Genomic DNA, 16,604 nt, shown 5'->3' with positions numbered 1-16,604 from the left:
GCGATTCGCGGAATTAACCAAACAACACGGTCGGGTCGCAGACGCGATCTTCATGGTCGGCGCGCAATGGATTCCAAGAGAAATCGGCCAGCAAATCGTGCGCGCTCACCGGCTGCGGGGTTTCACGCAGACGCAGCAGCCAAGCACAGTAGCCGATCACCGACTCCGGGGTCACACCCTCCTCGCGCAGCACGCCAAGGTCGAGCGCGCGGTTGCGTTTCGCCAGGCGCTTGCCGCTTGGATCATCCACCAACGGCAGGTGCGCGAATCGGATGGGAGCGGGGACGCTGGCGGCTGCGGGGACGTGCGCGCTATCGCGAACGTTTTCGGCGTGGGGATCCCCAGAATTGTCAACGCCGTCAACAGGCTGCCATCCGTTCTCCGCCAAGCGGTCGCGGATCCACAGCTGCAGAGCGGTGGAACGCAGCAGATCGCGGCCACGCACCACATCGTTCACGCCCATCAGCAGGTCATCCACCACTACGGCCAGCTGATACGCGTACAGGCCGTCGGAACGGCGCAGCACCGTGTCACCGATCTGGCGGGCCAAGTCGAACCGCTGCTCGCCGAACACCACGTCATCGAATCGCTGTTCCACGGCGGGCAGATGAACGCGCCAGGAATGGCGGCGTCCCTCCGCAAGCCGCCGGGCACGTTCGGCCGGATCGAGTCGGGCACAGGTGCCGGGGTAAATCACGTAGCCGTCGCCCTCCTGCGGGGCCGACGCGGCGCGGATCTCGGCGCGCGAGCAGAAGCAGGGGTAGAGCAGGCCGGCTTCGCGCAGGTCGTGCAGCGCATGATCGTAGAGGTCGTTGCGCTCGGACTGGTACACCGGGTCGCCGTCCCAATCCAAGCCGAGCCAATGCAGGTCATCCATGATCCAGCGGTCGGCGTCCTTGCGTACTCGGGGGGTGTCGACGTCCTCGATGCGCAGGCGCAGGAGGCCGGGGCGATGACCGTCGTTCGGATCGCTCGGGCGCGGGGCGCGCACGCTCAACCACGCGGCGAGCGCTGCGTACACGTTGCCGATGTGCATGCGGCCAGTGGGAGACGGGGCCAGGCGGCCCACTCGGGGCTGAGATCCGGACGGTTCGGAGGGAACGGAGAAGTCCAGGAGATCAGGGACGGAAGGGGAGGTCGGAAGTGCGACGCGCGCACCCCGATCATTCTGATCGTTCCGATGCTCGCCATCAACGATTCGACATTCAGCCATTCCACGCAGTCCTTCACCCATGACGATGTTTCCGCCCTGAGTGTACCCGAATCGCGGGAGGGCAGTGGGAACAGGGAATGTGGATAACTCCTTGGTTATTCCACTTATCCACTTTTTCACTGGGCGCTCGAGCGAGAATTGGCGCACGCGCCTACGCTCGCAGCCATGTACGAACTCACCGGAATCCCCAGCACCGACCTCCTCGCCTCCCGACTCGCGGCAACCCAGCAGACCACGATCTCCCGCCTCCAACCCCTGCTCCCCAAGCTTCCCGGGACCGCAGTCTTCAGCCATACCACGGCGTGCGCGTTGTTGGGCATTACACCCCCGAAGCATCATAAACTTGCCGATGGCGTCCATGTCACCGTTGCCGACCCGACCGACAGACGCCCCTATCTTGCCGGCGTCATTTGGCACACATGGCCTTTGATCACCATGCTTCCGATTGTCACCGAAGTATCCGGTATTCCTTGCCTGCGTCCTGAAGCCCTGCTCGCGCAAATGGCCGCGCATCTGGACTTTGAGGGGCTCGCCATATTCGGGGATTCACTGCTATGCAGAAACGACGATCTCAAACGCTCCAGCATCAAAGAGCTCCGGAATTTCGCTGCGGCCGGAGGAGCATTCCGAGGTAAACGCCGGTTCAAACGCGTTTTGCCGGTTCTGCGAGAGGATACGGATTCACCCATGGAATCAGCACTGCGCATCAGCACCATTCAGTATGGACTCCCGGGGCCAGACGTCAACTTTCCCATAGAAACAAATGATCGGATGAACCATGCGGATATGGGATACCCGGACTACAAGATCATTCTGGAATACGATGGCCGGCACCATCTCGCTAACGAGCGACAGTGGGAAGCAGATTGGGAGAAACGCAACCGATGGACCGCAGCTGGATGGCACACATTTGTAGCGACTGCAGCTACGTTGCGCAGCGAAGATGCGATGCTCGCGTTCATGAAGAACATCGGGATCACGTTTCAGAGGCAAGGCGTCGATATTCAGGTTCGAGAAAAGCCTCTTTCCTTGTGGGATGCGTGCGATATGAGACGCACGAACCAGAGTTTTCGACTGTAGGAACGAGGCAACAATGCCCATCCGGTGGGGAGCTTCACAAAATCTCACAATTTACCAGTTTCGCGCACAGAAAGCGAATACTTTTCGAACAAATGGTATCGAGCTTCGATGCGGCTCAAAATAAAAATCGCAGAACTGCAAAGTAGACCAAACTCACCCTTGGAATTCCAAGCGTCAAAGAACCATACTTTGCAGTTCTGCGATTTTTCAAGAGAAAACAACAGACGAAAATGAGCGTTCTAACCCTTTCGAGGGGAATTGTGACGGCCCTGGTCTCGAACCGGAAAAGAAAAAGCCCGGTGCCGTAAGGCATCGGGCTTTTCAAAAGACGTCGAGATCCTTAGGATCAGGCGGCGAAGAGCACCTTGTAGAGGAAGGCACCCACGATGGCGCCGGCGATCGGGGCCACGACCGGGATCCAGGCCTCGTTCCAGCGGGAGCCACCCTTGTGGGCAATCGGCAGAAGCTGGTGCAGGAGGCGCGGCATGAGATCACGGGCCGGGTTCAGACCAGGACCGGTCGGGCCGCCGAGCGAGGTGACCAGACCCCACACGATGAAGCCGACCACGATCGAGGCGGCGGCGAGATCCTTGGCACCCCACGGCAGCAGCAGGCAGCAGAGGGCGCCGAGCACGAGCACGAGCGTGCCGAAGAACTCGTTGAGGAAGTAGTTGAAGCGGGAACCCTCAGCATCGGTGGTGGAGAAGGTGGCGAAGATGGCCTCCGGGTCCTCGGTGTCGCGGTAGTGCGGGTAGTAGGTGGCGAACACCACGAGCTGGCCGGCGGCGGCGCCCAGCAGCTGGGCGATGATGTAGGGGGCGACCTCGTTCCACGGGAACATGCCGTTGACCGCCTGAGCGATCGTCATGGCCGGGTTGATGTGTGCGCCGGAGACACCACCGAACATGAGCACGGGGAACATCACGCCGAAGCCGTAGCCCATGGCGATGTTCAGCCATCCGGCGTGGTAGCCCTTGGTGTTCTTGAGCTCGGTGTTGGCCACGGAGCCGTTGCCGAAGATCATGAGGATTGCCGTGCCGACGAACTCGGCGGCAAGCTTGGTCATAAGCGAGTATTCCACAATCGTCCTTCAGGTATTGAAACGTGCGATCCGCCGTAATGCGCTTCGAGGCCTGTGGCGTCCGTGAAAAAACGGACATGGGTCCCCGAGGATCCTTGGATTCGCGATGCTCTCTCTGATACTGATGCCATATATGGCAAACAGTCGCAATTCTACCCGCGCTCAGGACAAACGAGGATGGCGTCGGAACGTCGCGGGGACGTGAGGACGGCGGAGGGTGACGCGAAGGAAGCGGTGTGAGGAAAGTGATGGTGGTATAGGGAAAGCGGAAGCGTTCACCTATTCGGGACTCCCCTCAGTCCGGCACGGCCGGACAGCTCCCCTCCGCGGGAGGGGAGCCAGAGTAACAGGAGACGGCTCCCCTCCTTGAGGGGAGCTGGCTGCCGAAGGCAGACTGAGGGGAGTTGCGCTAAAAACACCAACCAGTTTTGATCGGCCAGCGGCCCCAGTCCGGCAAGAAAGGACGTCCTACGGCCGCGCCTTACCGGCTCCGCCGCTCGAGCATCGCGGCTGAAACAGCAGCGCGCTCCCCTCAGTCGGCTGCGCAGACAGCTCCCCTCGAAGAGGGGAGCCACGGCCTATTTGTCGGCTAGTTGCGGGGGACGCGCTTCATGGTGCGGTAGTCCCAGTAGCCTTCGGCCGGGGGCTCCTCGCCGCGGATCTCGGCCTCGATCTCCTCGAGACGCACGCGCACGCGTCGGGTCAGCTCGGTCACAGCCTCCTTGGGCGGTGCGCTCCCCCACGAATCCATGTCGGCCAGCAGGTCTGAGTACTCGATGGCGGAACCGTAGCCCATGACCACGTTCTTGCGCGGCCACGGCCACCAGTGGTTGATGCTCGCCGCACCCCACGTTGCGGCCGGGAAGATCGGAATCTCGCGGCCGAGCTTGCGGCACGCCTCGAGCGCGATGTATGCCATGCCGGGCTTGAGGCTCATCGGCCACTTCTGCGGATCGCGCGTGAGCGTGCCTTCCGGCCAGATGGTAAGCGGACGCCCCGAGGTAAGGATGCGGATCGACTCGTTCTCAATGGCCAGCGCCTCGCCCTTGCGCCGCGGCACGGGCTGCATGCCCACCAGCTGGAACCATTTGCCGATGATCGGCCAACTGGCCATCTCCGCCTTGGCCATATAGCGCGGCCTGCGCCCCTGATAGAACATGGCCGCCATGGGGATGAACACGTCGAACAGGGTGACGTGCGTGCATGCGGTGATGAACACGCCTTCCTCCGGCACGTTCTCCAAACCCCACGCCTTGGGCTTGCACCGAGAGCGCACCACCCACGCGCAGGCGTCGAGCAGCCGCTGCGTGGCCTTGGGGTTCTGCGCATTGATCTCATCGACGTTGTCGCGACGCGGACCGGTGGGGTGATTGTGCATCGGATTGACGAGCTTGTGCTTGCGGGCCAGCCTGGCCACCTGTTCGTCGCTCAACGGCTTGACTGCGGAGCGAGGTGAGGGTTTTCCGGGAGATACCATGCTCCCCATTGTGCCGCAAGGTGTGGGCGGGGTTGTGCGAGACAAGGTGCGATCGGAACCGTCCAAGGAATGGATCCCTCCCTCAGACCGCCTCCGGCGGCCAGCTCCCTCCCTTGGAGGGAGCACATGCAGAAGACGCACAACCCCGTGGTGCTCCCTCCGAGGGAGGGAGCTGTCACGCGCAGCGTGACTGAGGGAGGGCTCATACCGCAAACAGACCAGAACACACCATAAACAGACACAACCTCAACCAAACGCAATCACACCAGTCACAATCACACCAGTCACAGCCACAACCCCAGTCACAACGCACAGGGTTATAGGAACTAAACGTGGTGTTTATGCTCTAAGTTTGGACCTGCAGCAGTAAGCGCATCGAGGCGCCATTAGTTCCTGCTAGGAAAATAACACCTTGATGCATCTACTGCCGCAAGCTCAAACCCCAGTTATAAACACCACAAAAGCCCCTATAACCCCAGAACACGCGCAACCGCATCACCGCCACACGCAAAAACGGGAGACATACGCTCCAATGCTGTTCAAAGCACTGGGAACGCATATCTCCCGTTCTTCAAAACGTCAGTCAACGCCAACCAACGATCAGCCGCCACCATAGCTCAAGCCTCACAAACCCAAGCCCCGGATCCAACGGCCGACCAGCGCCCCGCCTCTACTCGAAGTCGGCGCCGAGGGCGGCGAGCTTGCCGCGGAAGTCGGCGTAGCCGCGATCGATCAGCGAGATGCCGCGCACGGTGGACGGGCCTTCGGCCGCGAGCGCCGCGATCAGGTGGCTGAATCCGCCGCGCAGATCCGGCACGTCAATGTCGCGACCGGTGAGCGGGGTGGGTCCGAAGATCACCGCGGAATGCTTGTAGTTGCGCTGCTGGAAGCGGCACGGCAGGGAGCCGAGGCACTCGCGGTACAGCTGCACGGTGGCGCCCATCTGCACGAGCGGCTTGGTGAAGCCGAAGCGGTTCTCGTACACGGTTTCGTGCACAATCGACAGGCCCTTGGCCTGGGTGAGGGCCACGACGAGCGGCTGCTGCCAGTCGGTCATGAAGCCGGGGTGCACGTCGGTTTCGATGGCCACGGGCTTGAGGTCGCCGCCCGGATGCCAGAATCGGATGCCCTCGTCCTGGATGTCGAACTCGCCGCCGATCTTGCGGAACACGTTAAGGAAGGTCATCATCTCGGGCTGGGTGGCGCCCTTGACGAAGATGTCGCCGTGCGTGGCGAGCGCCGCGGACGCCCACGATGCAGCCTCGATGCGGTCGGTGAGGGACGTGTGGGTAAAGCCCTTGAGCTCCTTGACGCCTTCGATGCGGAACGTACGGTCCACGTCCACGGAGATCACGGCACCCATCTTCTGCAGCACGGACACGAGGTCCATGATTTCAGGCTCGATGGCGGCGCCGGACAGCTCGGTCTTGCCTTCGGCGAGCACGGCGGCGAGCAGGGTCTGCTCGGTGGCGCCGACGGACGGGTAGGGCAGGTGGATCTTGGCGCCGTGCAGACCGTTCGGCGCGGTGATGTGGATGCCGTCCTTGTGCTCCTTGTCCACGGTGGCGCCGAGCTTGCGCAGCGTCTCGAGGTGGAAGTCGATGGGTCGGCCGCCGATGGCACATCCGCCGAGCGCGGGGATGAACGCTTCACCGAGGCGGTGCAGCAGCGGGCCGGAGAAGAGGATCGGGATGCGGGAGGAGCCGGACAGCGTGTCCACATCGGCCACGTTGGCGAGCTCCACGTGGGAGGCGTCGATGGTCACGACGCCCTTGTCGCCGTCCACGTTCACGCTCACGCCGTGCAGGCGCAGCAGGTCGGACACCACGTGCACATCACGGATTTCGGGAACGTTCTTCAGTACGGAAACGCCCGGAGCGAGCAGCGCGGCGACCATCGCCTTGCTGACGAAGTTCTTGGCTCCGCGCACCTTGATCTTGCCGTTCAGCGGCTTGCCGCCGACTACGCGCAACACGTCATTCTCAGAATTCACGAACCGCTCCTTCGATTTCGTCTGAAATTCTTGGTTTTCGCCGGCTTCTTCCAGTTGACCGGGAAAGACTACCTCTTAGTTTGCCATATCAGGTGTGGCGACTCAGTGAAATCGCCACTGGCATATCAGCCGCCGGATGAGCGCCGTATGCCAGTGGGATACACGAGTTGCGTGATCACGATCGCCGGGGCGTACGATGCGCAGCCGACCGTTGCACGTCACCCGCTCATCCCCTGTGCCCCGCCGACGCCCGTCACGCCCGCCTACCGCGCCTGCTTGATGCGCTGCGCGAGATCTGGGTTCCACATCGCTCCGGTGGCGCTCATCACGGCGTCCGCACCGGCGGCACGATACTCGAAGTAGTCGGCCGGCTCGGTCACGCCGCCCACGCCCACGATGCCGAAGTCGAGGCCGAGGCGTTCGCGCAGTCCGGCCAGTCGGCGCACCATGTCGAGTCCGCTGGGCTTGATCGCCGCGCCGCACACGCCGCTGCGGTCGCGTCCGGCACCGGGCAGCGCCTGCGCGCCCTTGGCGTCCACGAGCTTCGCGGAGATCGTGTTGATCGTGGCGAATCCCTGCACGAGACCGCGGCCGGCGGTCACGCACACCATGTATTCAAGATCGTCGTCGCTGGGCAGGTACGCGAGCTTGACGATGAGCGGCACGTCACCGATCGTGTTCTTCACGGCCTCGCAGATCGTGCTGACCTGGTCGGGCGCGTGGCACAGCAGTCGGTTGTGGCCCTCGTTCGGGCAGCTGGTGTTCATCTCCATCACCTTGGCGCCGGTTTCGAGCACGAGCCGCGCGGTGGTGGCGTGATCGGCCACGTACTGTTCGGGGGTCATGCCGTCCACGCGCGAACCCTGGAAGCTGGGGACGAGCAGCTGTCCGCGGCCGGCGCGTTCCATGGCGCGCTGCATATCGGGCTGCCACACGTCGGGGTCCTGCGAGGGCACGCCGAACGAGTTGGAGATGGAGATCGGGGTTTCGAATTCATGATCGGCGAGCACGCCCTCGTCGCATTCGGCGCTGCCGGGCGTAAGGATGCCGTCGGCGGACGCGGGATGCACGGCGAGCACGTTCGGGAACGGGTTGCAGCCCCATGCGCGCGAGCGCACGGTCTTGTACACGGCCAGATCAAAGCCCATGCGGAACGCGCCGGTGGTGTAACGTTCGTTGAGCAGCGGGCCGGCGGGAATGCCGAACGGCAGGTCGACGGGCACACCGAAGAACGATTCGGCAGGCGTGGCGGCATTATCGCCATCGGAGGGCGCGGCCGCCAGCGCACGCTTCACCTGATCGTCGCTCACGCCGGTCTTCGCATCCCCGCCGAGCGTTTCCGCAAACGCGCCGAACGGGCCGAAGCGGTAGTTGTCCTCGTACGTGCGATCGACGTCGTAGAACGGCATGATTCCCGTGGTTTCCTCGCTCATGGTCTCTCCTGTGAATCGTTCGATGTGCTCGAAGAATTGCTCGAATGCGTCCAGTCCGATTGTACGACCGGGGGTTGGATTGACCACGGACGGGCCTCAACGCGGCGGAACAACACGAACCGTCAGCGACGCCGACGCACCACGATCATCGTCACCACGCCGATCACGGCCAGCACGATCACCACCACCGCGATCGCGGCGACCTCCGTACCGGTCTTGGACAGCTGGCTCTGACTCACCTGACGCGTATCCGTGGTGACGGTCTTGTCGTCGGACGGAACGTTGACGCCGGTGCCGTTCGACTCCGACTTCGTGGTCGTGCCGTCGCCATCGCCCAACTGTACTTCGTACGCGACCGTGCCCACGCTGACCTTGGCGGAAACGGTCTGGCTTTCGGCGGTCGTGCCGTCGGCCTTGCTATTCGTGCCGTCAGTGGCATCGGCACTGCCGGGCGTGACCGTGCCGGACACGGTGAACGTGCCGGGACGCTGATACGAATCCGCGGAGATCGTGTCCCACGTGGCGGACTCCTCGGTCACATCGCCGTTCGACCAGGTCACCTTCACGGTGCTGGGCATGGTCGGCGCCTTGCCGACGAGGGTGGTCACGGTCACGGTGTCGTCCACGGATTTCACGGTGGCCGGGCTGACGGTCACCCGCACGTTCACGGTTTTGCCAGCCACAAGACCGCCCAGCGTGAACGTACCGCCGTTGCGTTCGCGATAGCCGTCGAACTGCGGCCAGTCGATGGTTTCAAGACTGTCGTCGCCGCCATCGTTCCACGACACTTTCGCGTTCGAAGGCAGCTGCGGCTTGGTGCCGGACGCCACGGTGATCGACGTCGATCCGTCCACGACGGCCTTGGTCACCACGGCACTGTGCACCACAACCGACGTCTGCACGCTCACGGTGTCGTCGGAGGAAGTCGCGGAGGCGTTCGTAGCGTTCCCGGATGACGCCGCACCGGTGCCGGACGTGTTGGAATCGCCGTTCGAGGACGATCCGCTGGCCTTGGCGCACACGCCGATGGCATTGCCTGACGTTGACGATGCCGACGATTGCGACGATTGCGACGATTGCGACGAGGAGGCACCGTTAGCGTTGCTGCTGTCGGCAGCGCTCGCGGTGGCGCCATCACCCGGGCACACCGTGCCGGACACGGTCACCGTACGGTCCTTGCCGGTGCGGTTGGAGAAGTCCACGCCCGACGTGTTCCACGCGACGGGCGTCTGCGATTCGCTGCCGTCGGACCAGTGTGCGGTCACTTTGGCGGGCAGTTTCGGCTTCTTTCCGGAGTTCGTTTCCGTGGTCTTGGACGGCGGATCCACGCTGGTGATACGGGTCGTCGATTCAGCCGACGTCGTCGTCTGCGTCAGGTTCGAGTCGGTGGAAGACGAAGATGAAGTAATGGGGGAAGCCGACGCGGACGTCGATCCCGCGGCAGCAGAGATGATGGAGGACGATGCGGACGAGCCGTTGGACGGCGCCGTAATCGACGTCGATGTGGACTCGGAAGTGGATCCAGCGGATGATTCGGCCGCGCTTGCTGCGGTTGCGGAAAGCCCGAGCGACGCGACGGCGGCCACTGCGGCCACCACGCCCACGACTCGTGTCTTCCAGCGTTTTCCGCGCAAGCTTTCTAGATCCATGGCTTCCTTTCCGATCCCTACCCAAGGATATGTGTATCCGCCATGATACCCATTGCAACGGATTGGACCGATCAAAACTGATCGATTCTCCGCAAAAGCTTCGGGATCCCTCCCCCAGCCCGACTCTGCCAGACAGCTCCCGGAAGGGCCTCCCCCTTTGTGCTCCCTTCGAGGGAGGGAGCTGTCGCGCAAAGCGCGACTGAGGGAGGGGTCACAACCCAACTAGTCTCGATCGACCAACGGCCCCGGTCCGGCAAGAATGGACGGCCTTTCGGCCGCGTTTTGTTGGCTCCGCCGCTCGAGGGTCGCGGCTGAAAACAAACAGCGCACACTCCCCTCAGTCGGCTGCGCCGACAGCTCCCCTCGGAGAGGGGAGCCACTCTTCATCACTCTGGCTCCCCTCTCCGAGGGGAGCTGGCTGCCGAAGGCAGACTGAGGGGAGGTGCGCTTAAGAATGCCTACTTGTCTCGATCGGCCAACGGCCCCAGCCAATTATCCTCTTCCGGTTCTCGGGCGGAGGAAATGGGCTCTTCGGGCAGGTGGCGGGCCGGCAGGGTGGTCGGCTTGAACGGGAACTTCTCGGCGCGCATCTTCTCATACGCCACGATGTCGTCCTCGTGACGCAGCGTCAGATCGATGTCGTCGTAGCCGTTCATCAGACGCCAACGCACGTAGTCGCCCACTTCGAACGGCAGGGTCACGTCGCCGCAGGTCACGGTGCGCTCACCCAGGTCTACGGTCATCTCGCGGCCGGGCTCCTCCTCAAGGAGCTTCCACAGCAGCTCGATGGACTCCATCGGCATAATGGCGGCCAGCACGCCGTTCTTGGCGGTGTTGCCGTAGAAGATGTCGGCGAAGCGCGGCGCGATCACCACGCGGAAGCCGTAGTCGTGCAGCGCCCACACGGCGTGCTCGCGGGAGGAGCCGATGCCGAAGTCAGGGCCGGCCACCAGAATCTTGCCGTTGCGGTACGGCTCCTGGTTGAGCACGAAATCGGGGTTACGACGCCACGCGTAGAACAACGCGTCGTCAAAGCCGGACTTGGTCACGCGCTTGAGGAACACGGCGGGGATGATCTGGTCGGTATCCACGTTGGAACGGCGCAGCGGCACGCCCACACCGGTGACGACAGTAAGTTTTTCCATGATTGCGATCCTTTGAAAGTCTGTGAAAATCTGCGATTGGTAATACGAAACGACTCGAACAGACCGAAGGTCTGCCTTCCCCTCGAGGGGAAGGTGTCCGACGCAGTCAGACGGATGAGGTGCTCGACATACAAGCCGACGCGCAAATGCAGTCAACGCACGTCGCGCCTTCGTCGTGTCACCTCATCAGTCGGACTGGCGTCCGACAGCCTCCCCTCAAGGAGAAGCTTGCCCTCAGTCATACGAGCCGTGCGACGGTTTACAGGTCCGCGGGGCTGGAGATGGTGCCGCGGATGGCGGTGGCGGCAGCCACGGCCGGCGATGCCAGATGCGTGCGGCTGCCCTTGCCCTGACGGCCCTCGAAGTTACGGTTCGACGTGGAGATGGAACGCTCGTCGGCCACCATCTTGTCCGGGTTCATGCCCAGGCACATGGAGCAGCCGGCGTTGCGCCATTCCGCACCGAAGTCCTTGAAGATCTTGTCGAGTCCTTCCTTCTCCGCCTGCAGGCGCACGCGGGAGGAGGCCGGCACCACGAGCACGCGGTGCAGGCTCTTCGCCTTGTGGTGGCCCTTCATGATCGCGGCGGCGGCACGCAGATCCTCGATGCGGCCGTTGGTGCAGGAGCCGATGAACACGGTGTCCACGGCGATCGACTTGATCGGCTGGCCGGGCTTGAGACCCATGTACTTGATGGCGCTTTCCGCGGCCACGCGCTTGGTCTCGTCGGTGATGGTCTCCGGGTCGGGCACATTGGCGGTGATCGGCAGGCCCTGACCTGGGTTGGTGCCCCACGTCACGTACGGCTGCAGGTCCTCGGCGCGCAGCGTCACTTCCTTGTCGAACACGGCGTCGTCGTCGGTCTTCAGCGTCTTCCAGTATTCAACGGCCTTGTCCCACATCTCGCCCTGCGGTGCGTGCGGACGACCCTTGAGGTATTCGAAGGTGATCTCGTCGGGGCTGACCATGCCGGCGCGGGCACCCGCCTCGATCGACATGTTGCAGATCGTCATGCGGGCTTCCATGCTGAGCTTGTGGATGGCCTCGCCACGGTATTCGATCACGTGGCCCTGGCCGCCGCCGGTGCCGATCTTCGCGATGATGGCAAGGATGATGTCCTTGGCGGTCACGCCTTCGGGCAGCTCGCCCTCCACGTTCACGGCCATGGTCTTGAACGGCTTGAGGCTCAGGCACTGGGTGGCCATCACGTGCTCCACCTCGCTGGTGCCGATGCCGAACGCGAGCGCGCCGAACGCGCCGTGCGTGGAGGTGTGGGAGTCGCCGCACACTACGGTCATGCCGGGCTGGGTAAGGCCGAGCTGCGGGCCCACCTGATGCACGATGCCCTGTTCGGCGTCGCCGAGCGGGTGCAGACGCACGCCGAACTCCTTGCAGTTCTTTTCGAGCGTGCTCAGCTGGGTGGCGGAGGTCTTGTCGGGGTTCGGCTGATCGATGTTGACGGTCGGGGTGTTGTGGTCCTCGGTGGCGATGAGCAGGTCGGTGTGACGCGGCTTGCGGCCGGCCAGACGCAGGCCCTCGAACGCCTGCGGGCTGGTCACCTCGTGCATGAGCATGAGGTCGATGTAGATCAGGTCCGGCTCGGCGTTCTCGCCCTTGCGAACGAGATGGTCGGCCCAGACTTTCTCGGCCAATGTGGTTCCCATAACAACCTCCTGGAGTCAGGGTTTTGCAACGTTTCCAACGTTTGTGCAACGTCCGTCGACGTCTGTTCCTCATCGATTTCTTCAGTCGACCGTTCCTGCGAACAGCCTAGTCACATTGAGTATGGTGCGTCGGCCAAATTCGAGACTTTTGCATTTCACATTCTGAGATGGCATAATCCCAATCATGGCAATCGAAAACGGCGCGACTTCAACGGTGGGACCGGTGCAGACGAAAAAAGATTCAGCAAAAGTATTGACAAATCAGCGAAATGCCTCAAACCCGAGCGCACAGGGCGATGAGACGGGTGCCGAACGCACCATCAACGGCCGCAAGGAAGTGCATTCCGGCGTGGGCGTGCTCGACAAGACCGCGAAGATCCTCGACACCCTTGAGGGCGGTCCGGCCACGCTGGCGCAGCTGGTGAACGAGACGGGCCTGGCCCGACCGACGGCGCACCGTCTGGCGATCGCATTGGAGAAGCATCGCTTCATCGTACGTGATCAGCACGGCCGGTTCGTGCTCGGGTCTCGCTTTGCGGAACTGGCCGCGGCGGCGGGCGAGGATCGTCTGCTCACGGCGTGCGGCCCGATCCTGCAGACGCTGCTCGACCGCACGGGCGAGTCGGCGCAGATCTACCGTCGTCAGGGCGATCAGCGCGTGTGCATCGCCGCGGTGGAGCGTTCGAGCGGTCTGCGTGATTCCATTCCGGTGGGCGCGATCCTGTCGATGGAGGCGGGTTCGGCGGCGCAGATTCTGCTCGCCTGGGAGGATCCGGAGCGTATGCATCAGGGTCTTCGCCGCGCCAAGTTCACGGTGGCGAAGCTGACGACGGTGCGCAAGCGCGGCTGGGCTGAGTCGGTGAACGAGCGCGAGCCGGGCGTGGCTTCGGTGAGCGCGCCGATTCGCAACGCCTCCGGTCAGGTGATCGCCGCTATCTCGATCTCGGGTCCGACGAACCGCATGGGCACCACGCCGGGTCAGCATTTCGCCCCGCTGGTCATGGCCGCCGGCAAGTACCTGTCCGATGCCCTGATCCGCGCCCACGCCGGCGCGGGCATGTAAACCCCGAACCCTTTTGTTCTCCCTCCCGGGGAGGGAGATGTCATGACGAAAGTCATGACAGAGGGAGGGATCAGGCACCCTCACAGGACACAATCCCTCCCTCAGACCGCCTACGGCGGCCAGCTCCCTCCCACGGAGGGAGCACCAACTATTTGACCGGCCCCGCCCCTTTGTTCCCCCTCCACGGGAGGGAGATGTCATGACGAAAGTCATGACAGAGGGAGGGATCCAAACCCCTTCAGGACGCAATCCCTCCCTCAGACCGCCTACGGCGGCCAGCTCCCTCCCACGGAGGGAGCACGCAGATGGGTCCTATTTTCTCTTTCCCGTGAATCCCAGCGACGCCACCGCGGCAGCGAAGCCGGCGGCGATCGTGGCCAGGGTTCCGGGCTTGCGCAGCAGATTCCACGCATCCCCCGGATTGGTCGGCACGTGGCTCATCGCGAACGTGTACACCTTGCGCGACGACGGCTTGCCCACGATGTCACCAAACTCGAGCAGCTGCGTGCGCGGCTCGTACGGGTGACGGATGTCGAACTCGAACAGTCTGGCCGCGCGCTTGGCCGGTACGGGGCCATACGAGCCGAATCCACAGGTGGGCGTGGCACCGAGCATGATGCCCTCGTTCGTGCCCACGAACCCGTTGCGGTGATCATGGCCCGCGAACAGGCCGAAGTATCCGTCGGTCTCCTTCATGATGTGGAACTCCCCGCAATCCACGTCGGGGCAGCTCACACCCTCGCACAGGTAACCTCCGGGCAGGGTCTTGTCCTCGTCGAGCACGTAGCAGGCGCCGTCGAAGCTGCGGTAGCCCTGGATCGCGTATGCGGTAGTGGACGGCACGGCCTTGAGCACGTCGTAGAACTGCGGAATGGGGATGTGCTGGAAGATCAGCGATTTCGCCCCGATAGCGGCGGGCACGGCGTCAAGGAAGTCGAGCGCGCGCTGGCTGGGAGCGCCGTAGCCGCCGGACTTCGCGTAATCGCCGGAGTCGACGACCACCAGCCCCATCACGTTGCGTTTGTGGTCCACGTCGGCCACGGGCAGTGCAAAGGTGCCAGGCTCGCACGCGTACGCCGTCTGGTCCTTGAGCAGACCGTTGGCGTCGGCGGGCTGAGCAGCGAGCGCGCCGGTCTGCTCGGGCGCGGCCATGGCCGGGTTCACGCATCCGGGGAATTCACGGTAGATGGCGTCGAGCTCGGCGTTGTCGAGGCCGCATTGGAAGTCGTGGTTGCCGTAGGTCACGACGAACGGGATCTCCCGGTCGACAAGCGGCTGAACGAACTGACGGATGCACCCCCGCACGAGTTCTCGCGTATGGTCGAGTTCCGCAGGGTTCGTCGCGCCGGCCTTCGGGTAATCCCATGCGCGCTTGCGGAAGGTCTTAGTGTAGGCGGAATCGTATCCGGCGATCTGGTCGCCGGTGAAGACGACGAGGTCCGGCCGTGCGGCGTCGCAGGCGGCCTCGATCAGGCGGATCGTGTCGGATGCCACCTTGGGACCGTCCTGGATGTCGGTGAGCTGCAGCACACGGAATTTGCCGGAACGGTGGAATTGGAGGCGTCCGAGTTTAGCGGAGACGGAGATGGGTCGTTCCTCGTCGGCGGCCGATCCACGCTGAATTCGTTCACTCATACCTTCAACCCTACTTCACCTAACCTGAGAATCAACCGAAAGCACGTCACCGTATGCCGAATGCGTAAGATTCGCCAAGACGCCGACCGGCTTAACGAACTTGAGCCTATCCGACAAGCAAGGTCGTCAAGATTCCCGCCCCCGACCGTCGCGCAGAGGCCCGCGCAGGAGCAATCCTCGAGTTCTGAAGTAATCTGCGGTTTCTGCGGACACCAATCTCAAAGTTCTGAAGTTCCCACGGGGAATAACGCGAGTACGATCCATGCAATCGCAACGGTCATACTCTGGATTTGCGCCTTTCGTACTTCAGAACTTCGAGATTGATGTCTGCAATGGACTCAAATCACTTCAGAACTTGAAGATAGGTGCCACAGGAGCCCCAATGCCCAGTGGCAGGGTCATAGGGGCTATAGGAACTAAACGCGGTGCTTATGCTCTGGGTTGGGGGGGGGGTACAGCAGTAATCGCATCGAGGCGTCATTAATTCCCTTCAAGAAAATAGCACCTCGATACACCTACTGCCGCAAGGCCAAACCCGGAACATAAGCAACACTTTTGTTCCTATAGCTCCAATCACATTTCACAGCGACAACCATCGGTGCCTTAATTCCGGTCTTTACTGCCGGTGTCACCGACGCCGCCGGTAGGACTCCAACCAGATCGCCTTCGACAGGTCTAATGAATAACAAAAAACCTCGCCAGATCAATGATCTGGCGAGGTTATTCGCTGGGGTACCTGGACTCGAACCAAGAATGGATGAACCAGAATCACCTGTGTTGCCAATTACACCATACCCCAATTGGCAAGCAAAACGGCCCTTGGCGAGCCGTTTCGTCGTCGTACCCCCAACCGGATTTGAACCGGTGTTGGCGCCGTGAGAGGGCGTAGTCCTAGACCGCTAGACGATGGGGGCATCTTCACTTTTCAGCGGCTGCGGCGTGAACCGCAACGAGTGATTAATATACGCGAACGTCAGCGCTTGTGCAACTTACGGCGTGTCGCAAGCATTTGCAACGGTTTCGATCATCACACCATGGCCCCCGGCATGCCAGCCTCACCGCCAACGCCACCTCGCCAACACCACCTCACCCTCGCCGCAGCCGCCATCCATCCCGCAATTCACAGCGCCAAACACCCGTCTCAACCACTCCGAAACGGGTATTTGATGCTG

11 protein-coding genes and 2 tRNA genes are annotated in these 16,604 nt (G+C 62.8%); 2 read left to right on the top strand and 11 right to left on the bottom strand.

What is annotated here, in order from left to right:
- Positions 1-13 precede the first annotated feature (13 nt).
- On the bottom strand, positions 14-1,069 hold the full coding sequence (locus D2E23_RS06170) for a glutamyl-Q tRNA(Asp) synthetase (RefSeq protein ID WP_277596404.1): 1,056 nt from the start codon (positions 1,067-1,069) through the stop codon (positions 14-16).
- Positions 1,070-1,378: 309 nt separating this feature from the next.
- Here D2E23_RS06170 and D2E23_RS06165 point away from each other — a divergent pair, with 309 nt between their 5' ends.
- Positions 1,379-2,293, top strand: a complete 915-nt coding sequence (locus D2E23_RS06165; protein ID WP_126030097.1) for a hypothetical protein — start codon at positions 1,379-1,381, stop codon at positions 2,291-2,293.
- Positions 2,294-2,639: 346 nt separating this feature from the next.
- On the opposite strand, the gene D2E23_RS06160 is transcribed toward D2E23_RS06165, so the two are convergent.
- The 7 genes from D2E23_RS06160 to leuC all read right to left on the bottom strand — a co-directional run bounded on the left by D2E23_RS06160 (position 2,640) and on the right by leuC (position 12,734).
- Positions 2,640-3,374, bottom strand: coding sequence for an MIP/aquaporin family protein (locus D2E23_RS06160; RefSeq protein WP_126030096.1), 735 nt, complete (start codon positions 3,372-3,374; stop codon positions 2,640-2,642).
- A gap of 589 nt (positions 3,375-3,963) precedes the next feature.
- Positions 3,964-4,851, bottom strand: a complete 888-nt coding sequence (locus tag D2E23_RS06155) for a lysophospholipid acyltransferase family protein (protein ID WP_126030095.1) — start codon at positions 4,849-4,851, stop codon at positions 3,964-3,966.
- Between the two features lie 670 nt (positions 4,852-5,521).
- On the bottom strand, positions 5,522-6,844 hold the full coding sequence (murA, locus tag D2E23_RS06150; RefSeq protein WP_093960555.1) for a UDP-N-acetylglucosamine 1-carboxyvinyltransferase: 1,323 nt from the start codon (positions 6,842-6,844) through the stop codon (positions 5,522-5,524).
- A 263-nt stretch (positions 6,845-7,107) separates the two neighbouring features.
- Positions 7,108-8,277, bottom strand: a complete 1,170-nt coding sequence (locus D2E23_RS06145; RefSeq protein WP_241227241.1) for a beta/alpha barrel domain-containing protein — start codon at positions 8,275-8,277, stop codon at positions 7,108-7,110.
- Between the two features lie 122 nt (positions 8,278-8,399).
- Positions 8,400-9,926 (bottom strand): Ig-like domain-containing protein, encoded by a 1,527-nt coding sequence (locus tag D2E23_RS06140; protein WP_126030094.1) that lies wholly within the window; start codon positions 9,924-9,926, stop codon positions 8,400-8,402.
- Between the two features lie 458 nt (positions 9,927-10,384).
- Complete coding sequence (gene leuD, locus D2E23_RS06135) at positions 10,385-11,071, bottom strand: 3-isopropylmalate dehydratase small subunit (RefSeq protein WP_093961523.1); 687 nt, start codon at positions 11,069-11,071, stop codon at positions 10,385-10,387.
- Positions 11,072-11,330: 259 nt separating this feature from the next.
- Complete coding sequence (gene leuC / locus D2E23_RS06130; protein ID WP_126030093.1) at positions 11,331-12,734, bottom strand: 3-isopropylmalate dehydratase large subunit; 1,404 nt, start codon at positions 12,732-12,734, stop codon at positions 11,331-11,333.
- A gap of 184 nt (positions 12,735-12,918) precedes the next feature.
- Between leuC and D2E23_RS06125 the strand changes: the two genes are divergently transcribed.
- Positions 12,919-13,797, top strand: a complete 879-nt coding sequence (locus D2E23_RS06125; RefSeq protein ID WP_093961521.1) for an IclR family transcriptional regulator — start codon at positions 12,919-12,921, stop codon at positions 13,795-13,797.
- Positions 13,798-14,109: 312 nt separating this feature from the next.
- On the opposite strand, the gene D2E23_RS06120 is transcribed toward D2E23_RS06125, so the two are convergent.
- From D2E23_RS06120 to D2E23_RS06110, 3 genes are all read right to left on the bottom strand, one after another.
- Positions 14,110-15,432, bottom strand: a complete 1,323-nt coding sequence (locus D2E23_RS06120) for a metallophosphoesterase family protein (RefSeq protein WP_126030092.1) — start codon at positions 15,430-15,432, stop codon at positions 14,110-14,112.
- Positions 15,433-16,159: 727 nt separating this feature from the next.
- A tRNA-Gln gene (locus tag D2E23_RS06115) sits at positions 16,160-16,231 on the bottom strand.
- A gap of 42 nt (positions 16,232-16,273) precedes the next feature.
- A tRNA-Glu gene (locus D2E23_RS06110) sits at positions 16,274-16,346 on the bottom strand.
- Positions 16,347-16,604 lie beyond the last annotated feature (258 nt).

It is taken from the genome of Bifidobacterium callimiconis, from assembly GCF_003952005.1.
Classification (GTDB): domain Bacteria; phylum Actinomycetota; class Actinomycetes; order Actinomycetales; family Bifidobacteriaceae; genus Galliscardovia; species Galliscardovia callimiconis.
This window is presented reverse-complemented; position numbering and strand designations above follow the sequence as displayed.

Coding starts and splice junctions, on each gene's coding strand:
- D2E23_RS06165 (WP_126030097.1), top strand. CDS start 1,379: ATGTACGAACTCACCGGAATCCCCAGCACCGACCTCCTCGCCTCCCGA.
- D2E23_RS06155 (WP_126030095.1), bottom strand. CDS start 4,851: ATGGTATCTCCCGGAAAACCCTCACCTCGCTCCGCAGTCAAGCCGTTG.
- D2E23_RS06145 (WP_241227241.1), bottom strand. CDS start 8,277: ATGAGCGAGGAAACCACGGGAATCATGCCGTTCTACGACGTCGATCGC.
- D2E23_RS06140 (WP_126030094.1), bottom strand. CDS start 9,926: ATGGATCTAGAAAGCTTGCGCGGAAAACGCTGGAAGACACGAGTCGTG.
- leuD (WP_093961523.1), bottom strand. CDS start 11,071: ATGGAAAAACTTACTGTCGTCACCGGTGTGGGCGTGCCGCTGCGCCGT.
- leuC (WP_126030093.1), bottom strand. CDS start 12,734: ATGGGAACCACATTGGCCGAGAAAGTCTGGGCCGACCATCTCGTTCGC.
- D2E23_RS06125 (WP_093961521.1), top strand. CDS start 12,919: ATGGCAATCGAAAACGGCGCGACTTCAACGGTGGGACCGGTGCAGACG.
- D2E23_RS06120 (WP_126030092.1), bottom strand. CDS start 15,432: ATGAGTGAACGAATTCAGCGTGGATCGGCCGCCGACGAGGAACGACCC.